At 75.7% G+C, this 13,124-nt stretch carries 8 protein-coding genes and 1 pseudogene; 4 read left to right on the plus strand and 5 right to left on the minus strand.

Annotated elements, in window-relative coordinates; all coding sequences use genetic code 11:
- A pseudogene (locus ECOMGDLI_RS32080) lies at positions 1 to 486 on the minus strand (pentapeptide repeat-containing protein); the annotation flags it as partial.
- Positions 487 to 682: 196 nt separating this feature from the next.
- Between ECOMGDLI_RS32080 and ECOMGDLI_RS32085 the strand changes: the two are divergent.
- The gene (locus tag ECOMGDLI_RS32085) at positions 683 to 979 is read left to right on the plus strand and encodes a hypothetical protein (RefSeq protein ID WP_088320882.1); all 297 of its coding nucleotides are present in this window, start codon (positions 683 to 685) and stop codon (positions 977 to 979) included.
- 20 nt (positions 980 to 999) lie between these two features.
- Here ECOMGDLI_RS32085 and ECOMGDLI_RS32090 read toward each other — a convergent pair whose 3' ends face one another.
- Positions 1,000 to 6,297, minus strand: a complete 5,298-nt coding sequence (locus ECOMGDLI_RS32090) for a fibronectin type III domain-containing protein (RefSeq protein ID WP_143448061.1) — start codon at positions 6,295 to 6,297, stop codon at positions 1,000 to 1,002.
- Positions 6,298 to 6,439: 142 nt separating this feature from the next.
- Here ECOMGDLI_RS32090 and ECOMGDLI_RS32095 point away from each other — a divergent pair, with 142 nt between their 5' ends.
- Positions 6,440 to 8,605, plus strand: coding sequence for an ATP-dependent helicase (locus tag ECOMGDLI_RS32095; protein WP_088320884.1), 2,166 nt, complete (start codon positions 6,440 to 6,442; stop codon positions 8,603 to 8,605).
- Positions 8,606 to 8,625: 20 nt separating this feature from the next.
- Here the strand turns inward: ECOMGDLI_RS32095 and ECOMGDLI_RS32100 are convergent, their stop codons facing one another.
- Positions 8,626 to 8,904, minus strand: a complete 279-nt coding sequence (locus tag ECOMGDLI_RS32100; RefSeq protein WP_088320885.1) for a hypothetical protein — start codon at positions 8,902 to 8,904, stop codon at positions 8,626 to 8,628.
- A 234-nt stretch (positions 8,905 to 9,138) separates the two neighbouring features.
- Positions 9,139 to 10,959, minus strand: a complete 1,821-nt coding sequence (locus tag ECOMGDLI_RS32105) for a biotin carboxylase N-terminal domain-containing protein (protein ID WP_088320886.1) — start codon at positions 10,957 to 10,959, stop codon at positions 9,139 to 9,141.
- Positions 10,960 to 11,076: 117 nt separating this feature from the next.
- On the opposite strand from ECOMGDLI_RS32105, the gene ECOMGDLI_RS32110 reads away from it, so the two are divergent.
- Both ECOMGDLI_RS32110 and trxA read left to right on the plus strand, forming a co-directional pair.
- Complete coding sequence (locus ECOMGDLI_RS32110; RefSeq protein WP_088320887.1) at positions 11,077 to 11,484, plus strand: AraC family ligand binding domain-containing protein; 408 nt, start codon at positions 11,077 to 11,079, stop codon at positions 11,482 to 11,484.
- A gap of 73 nt (positions 11,485 to 11,557) precedes the next feature.
- Positions 11,558 to 11,932, plus strand: a complete 375-nt coding sequence (trxA, locus tag ECOMGDLI_RS32115; RefSeq protein WP_088320895.1) for a thioredoxin — start codon at positions 11,558 to 11,560, stop codon at positions 11,930 to 11,932.
- Between the two features lie 30 nt (positions 11,933 to 11,962).
- On the opposite strand, the gene ECOMGDLI_RS32120 is transcribed toward trxA, so the two are convergent.
- Positions 11,963 to 13,124, minus strand: a 1,162-nt coding sequence (locus ECOMGDLI_RS32120) for an endonuclease/exonuclease/phosphatase family protein (protein ID WP_233153715.1), incomplete at its 5' end; no start/stop codon positions are given.

Raw genomic sequence — 13,124 nt, forward strand, 5'->3', positions numbered from 1 at the left:
ACCGGCGGCGGCCGCGAGCGCCGCGGCGGCGGCACCGCCGGTCCGCGGCCCGACCCGGGTGCCGAGGTCTCGGGTCGTCGCGAGCGCGGCGTCGGCACGGGCGTGCACGGCGGCCGCGCCGGGCCGGGCGAGGACCTCGACGAGGTACCACTCGAGCTCGTGGAGGAGCCGGACGACGGGCAGCAGCGCGTACGCCGTCGTGGCCGCGGCCGGGCCCGGTGCGAGCGTCGCCGTGAGCCGCTGCCCGGCGCCGAAGCAGTCGTAGCCGACGCAGCCGCGGAACCCGCCCTCGAGCAGCCGGTCGTGGACGCCGCACCGGCTGTCGGGCAGCAGGTTCGGGCACGGGACGCCGGCCGGCTTGGAGATCGGGAAGTCCGCGGACCGGGTGAACGCCGGGCCGGTGCAGCACAGCGCCCGGCAGCGTGAGCAGTCCGCGGCGAGCGCGGCCCGCGGGTGCCGCAGGTCGGCGTCGGCAGGCGGCTCCACGGCGCGCAGGCTACGCCATACCGGCACGCCTCCGCCGGGGGCGAAAGGTGCACACCGGCACGTACCGCCGTCCGCCCGCGCGGCCCGGTGCCGACATGAAAGCGTGTCGTCGTCCGGTGGGGTGCCGGACCCGTTGCGGCGCAAGCGATCATGGACGATGCAACGGCCCGGCACGGAAGCGGGGCGGTCCGCAGGCATGGATGCCTTCGTCGAGCAGTCCGTCGTGCTGCTCCTGCTCGCCTGGACCGGCGGCTTCTGCTGCTCGGCCCTCGTCGTCGGGGCGACCTCGCGGCGCCGCCGCGAGGAGTGGTCCCGGCTGCTGACCCGCCGGCCCGCGGCCCGCGCCGGTCGGCCCTCGCCGCCGCTCGTCCGGATCGCCGCCGGCCCCGTGGACCACGCCCAGTCGTTGCCGGAGCCGCTGCTCGCCTCCGCGCCGGCGTTCGAGCTCGCCGCGCCGCCGCGCACCCGCCGGGAGGCGCGCACCCGACGCTGACCCGCCGCCCGGCCCTGTGCTCAGGAGACGGTCGCGGTCGTCGTCACCGCGGGGCCGACGCCGACCGAGTTCGTCGCGGTGACCGTGAACGTCCTGCTGCCGGCGGGGACACCGGTGCACGCGGCCGTCGTGCCGGTGACGACGCAGGAGCCGCCGCCGGACACGGTCGCGGTGTACGAGGTCACCGCCGCGCCCCCGTTCCACGCCGGGGTCGACCACGACAGCGAGGCGGTGCCCGCCCCGGGGGTCGCGGACAGCGACTGCGGCGCCGACGGCGTGACGGTCACCGACCACTTCCGGGCCAGGTACTCCTCGACCTGGCGCCGCTCGGCGGCGGTGAGCGTCGTGTTGAGGATCATCACCTCGGGGACCGCGCCGTACCAGTGGTAGGAGTTGTTCGCGTGGGCCAGGCTCGCCCCGACCCACGACGTGTTGAACGCGCTGCTCGCGGAGACGACCGCCGGCCGGCCGGCGGTCCACAGCGTCACGTACGGCGAGGCGTGCTCGGCGGCGGCGAGCTGCGCGGACGAGGACCACACCCCGCTCGTCACGACGTTCGCGTTCCACGAGCTCGCCATGACGGCGGAGCTGTTGGCCTGCTTGAAGATGCCGCGGGCCTCCCCGGTGCTCACCCACCCCCAGGCGAAGACGTCGCGCATGCCGGACGTCGACGGGCTCGGGTCGGTCATCGTCGCGACGGTGAACATCGTGCTGGCGGCGGTGCCCTGCGGGAGGACGCCGATGTCCGCCTGCATGTCGTCGTCCGTGCCGTCGAACGCCGGGACCTGACGCCCGTTGACCGTCGTCAGCGCGGGACGCTGCGACGTCGTCCCCTGGTCGACCGAGGTCGCGTTCGGGGACTTGTCGAGCCAGCACCCGACGGTCGTCGTCGCGACCGCGCCCGAGCACGTGCTGCCGGCGAACATCCGCGACGGGTCGGCGCCGTCCAGCCACAGCTCGAGCCGGGCGCTCGTGAGCACCCCGGACGGGTAGGGCAGGACGGTCGCGGTCGACGACGCCGCTCCGGTCCCCGCGGCGTTCGTCGCCGTCACCGAGACCGTGTACGTGACCCCGTTCGTCAGGCCGGTCACGGTGCACGGGCTCGTCGCGGACGCGCAGGTCCGGGTCGGGAGCGTGCCGTCGGAGGGGACGGCGCTCGCGGTGTACGAGGTGATCGCCGAGCCGCCGGTGGAGGCCGGGGCGGTCCAGGAGACGGCCGACGTCGTGTCCCCGGCGGCCGCCGCGACACCTGTCGGGGCACCGGGCACGGTGTACGGCGTCACGGCGGCCGAGGCCGACGACGCCGGTCCCGTGCCCACGGCGTTCGTCGCGGTCACGGTGAACGTGTACGCGGTGCCGTTCGTCAGGCCGGTCACCGTGCACGACGTCGAGGCCGACGTGCACGTGAGCCCGCCGGGGGAGGACGTCACGGTGTACGAGGTGACCGCCGACCCGCCGTTCCAGGCGGGCGCGGTCCAGGACGCCGTCGACTGCGCGTTCTGGCCGCCGGTGGCCGTCACCGACGTCGGCGCCTGCGGGCTCACGGTCGTGCCCCACTTGCGGGCGAGGTACTCCACGACGGTCCGCTCGTCGGTGCGGCTCAGCGCCGACGGCAGCACGAGCACCTCGGCGAGGTCGCCGGTGAAGGCCGCCCCGGAGACGTTCTTGCCCAGGTAGAACACGTTCGAGGCGGTGAGTGCGGCGGTGTTCGTCGACGTCGCGGTGCCACGGGTCCGGCCGTCCGAGGACGCCTCGAGCGAGCCGCTGCTGCGCCGTCCGACGAGCACGTGCCCGGCGCCGTCGGCCAGCGCCGCGCTGCCGTGGGCGGTCGTGTCGGGGTTGCCGGTGCCGAACGCGGCGCGGCCGCCGGTCATCGTGAAGCCGTAGTCGGACTGGACGCCGCTGCCGGAGCCGTCGAGCAGCGGTGCGCCCGCGTACCACTGGCTGGTCGACGTCGCGACGCTCGTCGACGTCCGGGCCACCGCGAACAGCGTCATGTCACCGGACGTCGGCCGGGTCGTCGAGAGCTGGGACGTCCCGCCGAACGCGAGGGTCGTGCGGCCGTTGAGCGTGGTGCCGACGGTGGCGTTCGTGCCCGCGACCGCGTTGCGGGCCGCGGACGAGCGGTCCTTCCAGCACGCGACGGCGGAGCCCGTGCCCGTGCCGGCGGCCGTCGTGCACGCCGCGTCGCTGAACCGGTAGGCGCTGCTCGACGCGTCGAGCCACAAGGTGGCCGCACCGAGGACGGCGGAGGGGTAGGGGTTGGCGGTCGCGGCGGACGACGCGGCGCCGGTGCCGATCGCGTTCGTCGCGGTGACGCTCACCGTGTAGGTGATCCCGTTCACCAGCCCGGTCAGCGAGCACGGGCTCGTCGCGGCGGTGCACGTGACGTTCGGCAGGCTGCCGTCGGAGGGGACGGCGGTCGCGGTGTACCCGGTGACCGCCGAGCCGCCGTTGCTCGCCGGCGCGGTCCACGACACGGACGACGTCGTGTCGCCGGACGTCGCGGCGACCCCGGTCGGGGCGCCCGGCACCGTGGCCGGGGTGACCGTCGTCGTCGCCGACCGGTCCCCGGTCCCCGTGCTGTTCCTCGCCTCGACGTACACGGTGTACGTCGTGCCGTCCGTGAGGCCGGTCAGGGTGCAGGACGTCGCGGGCGGCGTCGCGGTGCACGAGAACCCGCCCGTCGTCGTCCGCGCGGTGTAGAGGTTGAGGGCCGAGCCGCCGACGTCCGACGGGGCGGTCCACGAGACCGTCGCCTGCCCGGAGGTGCCGGTCGCCGTCGCGGTGACGCCCGTCGGGACGTCGGGCGCGAGCGCGCCGCCCCACTTGTCGGCGAGGTACTTCTCCACGGCCCGGCGCTGGCTGCCGGACAGGTACGTGTCGTAGAGGAGCACCTCGGCGACGTCGAGGTCGAAGCTGCCGGTGAAGTTCTCGTGCCGGCCGACGCTCACGGCGTCCTGGGTGATCGGGCCGGACAGCGTCGAGGTCGAGCCCGGGGAGCCGGACGCCCGGGCCGAGTCGCTCGTGCCGCTGCGCTGGGCGCCGACGACGTCGACCCGGTTCACCGACGGCGTGCTGCCCGCGGCGACGCAGCCCAGTCCGCTGCCGGCGTCGTTGCGGTGCTGCAGCGCCCAGCTCCCCGAGCAGACCAGGAGAGAGAAGAGCGGGTTCTGCTCGGGGGTGCGGTCGATGAGGAACGTCGTGCCCGCGTCGACCGTGCGCTCGCGGGCGACGACGAAGAGGCTGCGGTCGCCGGTGATCCCGTAAGGGTTCGTCCCGGACCCCTTGAGCACCGTGGAGCCGGTGAAGGTCGGCACCCGGTAGCCGCCGAGGGTATAAGTGCCGTACGGCGGGCGCTCGCCCGCCGAGGGGGCGGTGACGTCGCGCGCGCCGCCGGACTTGTCCTTCCACGTCTGCACGCCGCCGGAGACGAGGCCGGTCTCCGACGACCCGGCCTGGGCGCCGTCCGCGTCAAGGTCGTCGGCGGCGAGCCACAGCTTCGCGTTCGCCGCCGACGGGACGCCGCTGAAGACCGTCGCCGCGGACGACGACGGACCCGTGCCGGCGCTGTTCGTCGCCGTGACGGTCACCGAGTACCGGGCGCCGCCGCCGGCGAGCCCGGTGAGCGTGCACGTCGTCGCCGGTGCGGTGGCGGTGCACGTCACCGTCGACCCGCCCGCGGTCGGGACGGCGGTCGCGGTGTAGCCGGTGACGGCGGAGCCGCCGTCCCAGGCCGGGGCGGTCCACGACACGTTCGCGGTCGTCGAGGCGGCGGCCGTCGCGGCGCCGTTGACCGCGGTCGGCGCCTGCGGGGCGACCGTCGTGCCCCACTTGCGGGCGAGGTACTCCTCGACGCTGCGGCGCTGCGCGTCCGTGACCGTCGTGCCGACGACGACGACCTCGGGGACCCGGCCCTGCCAGAAGTTGGTGAGGTCGACGTCCGCGCCGACGACCGCGACCGCCGTCCCCGTGCTCGTCGTGCTCGCCTGGGACGTCCACGTCCCGCTGCCGAACGGCGCCGTCCGTACCTGCGACGCGGTGAACTCGGAGGTGAGCAGCGACGGTGAGGCCAGCCAGGTCCCGCCGACCGCGCCGCCGTCGAACCGGGCGTCGGCGAACATCGTCGCGCTGCCGGCCATCTTGCCGTGGGTCCGGGCGCCGCTGACGCTGGTCGAGCCCCAGGTGACCGCGACCCGGAAGCCGCTCGAGATGGGGGCGGGGTCGTCGAGCGCCGCGACGAGGAACTGCGTGCTCGGCGACGAGCCGTTCGGCAGCAACGAGGGGGTCAGGGAGAGCCGGTCGTCGACGCCGTCGAGCGACGGGACCGAGCGCCCCGCGGCAGTCGCCAGGGCCGGCCGGGAGTTGCTCGTCGTCTGGACGGCGTGGTTCGCCTGGGCCGACTTGTCCTTCCAGCAGCCGACGGTCGTCGTCGCAGCGGCCCCGGTGCACGCCGACGACGCGAACAGCGTCGCGGTGTCCGCGCCGTCGAGCCACAGCCTCAGGTTCGCCGGCGACATCACGCCCGACGGGTAGGGCCACGTCGTCGCGGTCGCCGCGGGGCCGGTCCCGACGTCCGACGTCGCGGTGACCGACACGACGTACGCCTGCCCGTTCGTCAGGGCGGACCACGAGCAGGCCGTCGTCGGCACGGTCACCGTGCACGTGGCCGACCCGGACGCGGGGGCCGGGCTGATCGTCGCGGTGTACGAGGCGAGGGTGCCGCCGTTGCCCGCGGGTGCCGTCCACGTCGCGGCCACGGCACCGTCCGACGGCGTCAGCGTCAGGCCGGACGGGGCGTCCGGGAAGCCGTTGCACGGCGCGGCCGTGGTGGTCGCCGTCGCGGAGACCCACGCCCCGAGCCGGGCCCTGACGGTGGGGCTGACCGCGGTCGCCGGCACCGTGACCGAGGCGCTCGTGCCGGCCACGGCGGTCGCCACGGTGCTGCCGGCGCCGTCCGTGACGTCGTAGGTGAGCCCGGCGGGCGGGCTCGCGACCGGGGTCCACGCGACGAGGCAGGTCGTCGCGGCGGTCCGGGACGCGCTCACCGCGGTCGGGACGTAGCCGTCGAGCGAGCCGGCCGTCAGCGTCGCCGCCGGCCCCGCCGTCGTCGAGGAGAAGACCGCCCCGACGAGCCCGAGGACGAGCACGGCGGCGGCCAGCCCGAGCATGAGGACGGCGGCCAGGCCGCCGTCGCCGAGCCGCCGTCGCAGGGTGCCCGGCCGCAGGACCTCGCGGCGCGACGGCACGCTCCCGCGGGCGGCACGTCGTCCGTGCTGCCGCGGGAGGTTCCCGGCGCGCTGGGGGCCTGCCTCCACCCTTCGGTGATCGGCATCGCGCGCACTCGGCTCAAGGCCGGGCGGGCTTGAGGATCACGGGGGCGAAGCCGCCGGACGGGTGACCGCGCGGCGCGCCGCCGACAGCGCTCCGTGGTCACCCGGACCGGCTACAGTCGAACGCATGTTCGGATCCGTGGCTGCTGCCGACGCCCTCCTCGACGGTCTCACGCAGGCGCAGCGGACGGCGGTGACCCACGACGGCGGCCCGCTGCGGGTGCTCGCCGGGCCCGGCACCGGCAAGACGACGACGCTGACCCACCGGGTCGCCTGGCTGGCCGCGACCGGCGTGCCCGCCGAGCGGATCCTCCTGCTCACCTTCACCCGCCGGGCCGCGCGGCAGATGCTCGGCCGCAGCGAGGCGCTCCTCGCGACCGCGGCGCACCGGCACGGGGCGGCCCCCGGACGGGCCCGCGGCGGCACCTTCCACTCCGTCGCGCACCGCACGCTGCGCCGGCACGCGGCCCGGCTCGGGCTGCCGGAGGGCTTCGGCGTCGTCGACACCGCCGACGCCGCCGACGTCATGGACCTCGTCCGTCACGACCTGGGGCTCTCCGCGACCGACGGGCGGCGGTTCCCGCGCAAGGCGGCCCTGCTCGACGTCTACTCCCGGGTCGTCAACACCCAGCGGCCGCTCGCCGAGGTCGTCACCGAGACGGTGCCATGGGCCGCCGAGCGCGTCGACGAGATCGCTGCCGCCTGCCGCGGCTACGTCGCGCGCAAGCGGGCGCTCGGCGTCCTCGACTTCGACGACCTGCTCCTGCACTGGCACGCGGCGGCGCTCGACCCCGTCGTCGGGCCGACGCTGGCGGACGGCGTCGACCACCTGCTCGTCGACGAGTACCAGGACGTCAACGCGCTCCAGGTCGACATCGTCCGGGCGCTGCGGGCACGGGACGAGCGGCTCACCGTCGTCGGGGACGACGCCCAGGCGATCTACGGCTTCCGGGCGGCCGACCCGCGGCACATCCTCGACATGGAGGCGGTCTTCCCGGGGCTGACGACGGTCGTCCTCGAGACGAGCTACCGGGCCGGGCAGCCGCTCCTCGACGTCGCGAACGCCGTCGCCGCGGACGCGCCCGAGGGCTTCACCGCCGTCCTGCGCAGCGCCCGTGACCTGCCCGCGGACGCGCCCGGCGCGGCGGCCGGGGCGGGCGTGCCGGCCCCCGTCGGGCGGCCGACGCTGTGGCGGTGCGCGGACGACGAGGCGGAGGTCCGCGCGGTCTGCGAGCGGGTGCTCGCGCTGCGCGAGGAGGGCGTCCCGCTGCGGGAGCAGGCGGTGCTCGTGCGGACGGCGTCGCACAGCAACACCCTCGAGCTCGAGCTCTCCGCGCGGCGGATCCCCTACGTGAAGTACGGCGGTCTGCGGTTCCTCGAGGCCGCCCACGTCAAGGACCTGCTCGCCGCGTTCCGGTTGGCGGACAACGCGTTCGACGAGCTCGCGTGGTTCCGGCTGCTCCAGCTGCTGCCCGGTGTCGGCCCGGCGTCGGCACGCCGCGCGGTCGAGGCGCTCGGGGCGACGAACGACGGCGGGGCCGGTGGCGCCGGCGGCTCGGCGGCCGGCTCCGGCCAGGTGCTGCTGCGCTGGCCGCTCGCGGAGGCGGCGCTGCCGGTCTCCGCGCGCAGCGCGGCGTTCGCCGTCGTCTCGGCGCTCGTGCCGACGGACGGCGAGAGCGTCGCCGCCCACGCGGAGCGGCTCCGGGCGGCCGTGGCGCCCCTCGTCCAGGGCGCCTACCCGGACGGCCCCGCCCGGCTCGCCGACCTCGACGCGCTCGTCGCCGCGGCGGCGCAGCACGCGCGCCTGTCCGACGTGGCCGCCGACCACGTCCTCGAGCCGCCCGCCTCGACGTCCGACCTCGCCGGCCCGCCGACGATCGACGAGGACTGGCTCGTCGTCTCGACGGCGCACTCGGCGAAGGGCCTGGAGTGGGAGGCGGTCCACGTGCTCCACGCGAGCGACGGCGGGTGGCCCTCGGACCTCAACCTCACGACGTCCACCGGCCTCGAGGAGGAGCGGCGGGTCTTCTACGTCGCCGTCACCCGGGCTCGCCGCAGCCTCGACCTCTACCTGCCGCAGCGGTACCACCACCACCCGCGGGCCCGCGACGACAAGCACACGTGGTCCCAGCCGTCCCGTTTCCTCGGGCCGGGCGTGCGGGCGGTGCTCGCCGACAAGCCCTACGGCCACGAGGAGGACCGGGTCGTCGACGTCACCGCCGACGGCCGGCGGACGCCGGCGCAGAGCGCCGCGGACCTCGTCGCGGCGCGGATCGACGCCCTCTGGGGCTGAGCCCTCGGGCTTGTCGCCGGTCAGAACCGGGAGGCGATGGTCCCGACGGCGAACAGCACGAGCATGAACGCGGCCCCGGAGGCGACCCCGTGGGCGAACGCCCGGCGGGACGCCTTCTTGATCCGTCGGGCCTCCCGGGCCCGGCGCTTGGCCGCCTCCGCCTTGCGCTTGGCGGCCTCGGCCTGCCGGCGGGCCGTCGCCGCGGAACCGGTGCGGGCCTTCGCCGGCGGCCGGACGGCGGGCGGCTTCAGGGGCGCGGGCGCGGTGCTCGCGGCGTGCCTGATGTCCACGGTCGTCACAGCGGTTCTCCTCGACACGCCCGCACGTGCGGTGCCGGGCCATGCTGCCGGGCGACACCGCGCACTGTTCGCGCAGCGTATCCGCGACCGCCCGTCCGGCGGAGTGTAAATCACCAGCAGTGATCATCCATCGCCGCTGCGCGTCCGGAGGGAGACGTTCGTCGCGGGCCGTGACGTGCGACTGCCCGGCGCGGGAGGTCCCGGCCGGGCAGCGCAGCGGTGCGGCGGGTGCGGTCAGTCCTTGAGCTCGCAGATGACCGCGCCGCTCGAGACCGTCTGACCGACGGCGGCGGACAGCCCCGTCACGGTGCCGGCCTTGTGCGCCGTGAGCGGCTGCTCCATCTTCATCGCCTCGAGCACGACGACCATGTCGCCGGCCGCGACGGTCTGCCCCTCCTCGACGGCGATCTTGACGATCGTGCCCTGCATCGGGGACGTGAGCGCGTCGCCCGACGCCGCGGCGCCGGCCTTGCCGCCGCCGGAACGCTTCGGTGCCTTGCGGGCCGCCGGGGCGCCGCCGCCGAAGCCGCCGCCCCCGCCGCCGAACCCGGCCGGCAGGGACACCTCGAGCCGCTTGCCCGAGACCTCGACGACGACCTTCTCGCGCGGGGACTCCTCGGCGACGTCGGCCGCGGGGCCGCTCCACGGCTCGATCGTGTTGACGAACTCGGTCTCGATCCAGCGCGTGTGGATGGAGAACGGCTGCTCCGGGTCGGCCGGTGCGAACGCCGGGTCGGAGACGACCGCGCGGTGGAACGGCAGCACCGTCGGCATGCCCTCGACGACGAACTCCGCGAGCGCCCGGCGGGAGCGCTCGATGGCCTGCTGCCGGGTGTGCCCGGTGACGACGAGCTTGGCGAGCATCGAGTCGAACGCGCCGCCGATGACCGAGCCCTCGACGACACCGGAGTCGAGCCGGACACCGGGACCCGTCGGCGGCTGCCAGACGGCGACGGTGCCGGGCTGCGGCAGGAAGTTGCGGCCGGCGTCCTCGCCGTTGACGCGGAACTCGATGGAGTGCCCGCGCAGCTCCGGGTCGCCGTAGCCGAGCGGCTCGCCGGCGGCGATCCGGAACTGCTCGCGGACGAGGTCGATGCCGCTGACCTCCTCGGAGACGCAGTGCTCGACCTGGAGCCGGGTGTTCACCTCGAGGAAGGAGATCGTGCCGTCCGGACCGACGAGGAACTCGCACGTGCCGGCGCCGACGTAGCCCGCCTCGAGGAGGATCGCCTTGGACGCCCGGTACAGCTCGGTCACCTGGGCCTCGCTGAGGAACGGTGCGGGGGCCTCCTCGACGAGCTTCTGGTTGCGGCGCTGGAGCGAGCAGTCGCGGGTCGACACGACGACGACGTTGCCGTGCATGTCCGCCAGGCACTGGGTCTCGACGTGCCGCGGGTGGTCGAGGAAGCGCTCGACGAAGCACTCGCCGCGACCGAACGCCGCGACCGCCTCGCGGACGGCGGAGTCGAACAGCTCGGGGATCTCCTCGATCGCCCGGGCGACCTTGAGGCCGCGCCCGCCGCCGCCGTACGCGGCCTTGATGGCGACCGGCAGCCCGTGCTCACGGGCGAACGCGACGACCTCGTCGGCGCCGCCGACCGGGTCCTTCGTGCCGGGGACGAGCGGGGCGCCCGCCTTCTGCGCGATGTGCCGCGCCTTGACCTTGTCGCCGAGCCCGTCGATCGCGTGCGGCGGCGGGCCGATCCAGGTCAGCCCGGCGTCGATGACCGCCTGGGCGAAGTTCGCGTTCTCGGCGAGGAACCCGTAGCCGGGGTGCACGGCGTCCGCGCCCGAGCGGCGCGCGACGTCGAGCAGCTTGTCGACGACGAGGTAGCTGTCGCCCGGGGTCGAGCCGTCGAGCGCGTAGGCCTCGTCGGACGCGTGCACGTGGACGGCGTCCCGGTCCGGGTCGGCGTACACGGCGACCGATCCCAGCCCTGCGTCGCGGCACGCCCGCGCGATCCTGACGGCGATCTCGCCCCTGTTCGCGATGAGGACCTTGGTGATCGGCTTGGCGGTGGACAGCACGTCCTCGCCCGGTGACGTCGTCGTCATGTCGCTCCTTCCGGCGTCTGGAGCCTATCCGCGTGCGGCCAGGACCCAAGAGGACCTTCGCAGTGGTGCAGGCCACGTCGGCGAGGGGGCGCGCCGGGCGGGCCGTACGCTGGCGCCGTGCCCGAGGTCATCAACGAGCCGAGCCGGATCCCGGTGCCCGGCGGCAAGGTCATCGAGGAGTTCGTCGGCCGGGTCGCGACGTCCACGCCCGGCGTGAGCGTGGCCCGGATGGCGGCCCCGCCCGGCTGGCAGGAGCCCGCCCAGGTCCCCGAGTTCGACGAGGTCACCCTCGTCCTGCGCGGCTCGGTCGTCGTCGAGCACGACGACGGCGTCGTCGAGGTCCGGGCCGGGCAGGCGGTGCTGACCCGGGCCGGCGAGCGCGTGCGGTACGGCGTCGGACCGGACGGCGCGGACTACGTCGCCGTGTGCGTCCCCGCGTTCGGGCCCGGCCTCGTGCACCGCGAGGAGGACGGCCCGGCCGACGGCCAGGACGACGGGGAACACGCCGCCGACCCGGTCGGTTGAACCTGCCGCACCCGCACCCGCGTCCGCACCCCGGTCCGCGGACGACATCCGAGACGACACCTGAGGAGTGGGCGTGCCCACCAAGGAACTGACCCTCGACCAGCACGACAGCACGATCTCCGAGGGCATCGTCCTCATCGACTTCTGGGCCGACTGGTGCGGCCCGTGCAAGCGGTTCGCCCCCGTCTACGAGAAGGTCTCGGAGAGCAACCCGGACGTCGTCTTCGCGAAGGTCGACACCGAGGCCGAGCCGGAGCTCGCCGCGATGTACGGCGTCCGCTCGATCCCGACGCTCGTCGCCTACCGCGACGGGATCCCGGTGCACTCGCAGGCCGGTGCGCTCCCGCAGCCGGTGCTCGAGGACCTGCTGAGCCAGGTGCGGGCGCTCGACATGGAGCACGTCCGGGCGCAGTACGCCGAGCAGGTCGCGGCGCGCGACAAGGCCTGACGGCCGCCGACCCGCAGGCGCCGTCCGGCCTCAGTCGCCCGAGCGCAGGTCGCCCGGGACCTCGAGCGAGACGAGGAGCGCCCGGTGGTCGGTGTCCTGCACCGGCACCGTGTCCGCGCTGACGACGCGCAGGTCCTTGGTGACGAGGGCGCTGTCGAGCGGGACGAGCGGCAGCGGCGTCCAGGCGGGCCACGTCGGGCGCAGCCCGGCGCCCTGCACGTCCGCGGCGTCGACGAGCGTCGTGCCGAGCAGCCGGCGGTACTGGGCGTGCCACGGGGAGGCGTTGAAGCTGCCGGCGAGCAGCGTCCGCTCCTTGCCCCGGACGGCGGCGCCGAGCGCCTCGAGGTCCGAGCGCCAGTCGTCGACGTCCGAGGGCACCGGCGGCACGACGTGCCCGGCGACGACCGTCAGGTCGCCGGCCCGGGTCTGCACCTGGAGCGAGACGGCGGGCCACGTCGTCCCCGGGACGAGCGCGGTGCCTGCGAGGTCGAGGCGGCTCCAGACGCCGAGGCCCTCGTCGGGGGCGTCCTCGACGTCGAACCACTGCGGCGCGAGGAACGTCGCGAGCCGCGCCTCCGTGAGCTCGTGCGTCAGCGTGCGGGACAGCTCGGTGACGACGAGGACGTCGACGTCGTGGCTGCGTACCGCGGCGACGATCTCGGCGGCGTCCGCGCGGCCGTCGTGCGCGTTGACGACGAGCACCGTGACCGCCGCACCGGCGTCGGCCGGCGGCGGGTCGGCCGACGCGTAGCCGAGCACGAACGCCCACGGCAGGGCGCCGGCGACGAGGGCCGCGACGAGGCTCTCCCAGCGCCGCCGCCGGACCGCGAGCGTCGCGACGGGGACGGCGAGCACGGTGACGAACGGGGCGGTCGTCGCGAGCGTCACCGGGAGCACGCCGAGCAGGCCGCCGACGTCGACGAAGACCGACGACACCCAGCCGAGCAGGAGCAGCGCAGCGAGCGGGACGGTCCACCAGCGCCCGGCGACGGGTCCGCGCGGGCCGGGCCCGGCGGCGCGGCCGCGGGGCGGGTCGTCCTGCTCGTACGGAGCAGGCGGCGGGTCGTCGTCCGGGCCGAGGTCGAAGCGGGCGGCGATGTCGTCCGGGTCGACGGGTCCGCGGCCCCGCGGGTCGTGGCCCCGGGTCGCGGGACCGTCGAGCGGCCAGGGGGCCGGCACGTCCGCCCCGGGG

The sequence above is a fragment of the Kineosporia sp. R_H_3 genome (assembly GCF_002198675.1).
Classification (GTDB): Bacteria; Actinomycetota; Actinomycetes; order Actinomycetales; family Kineosporiaceae; genus R-H-3.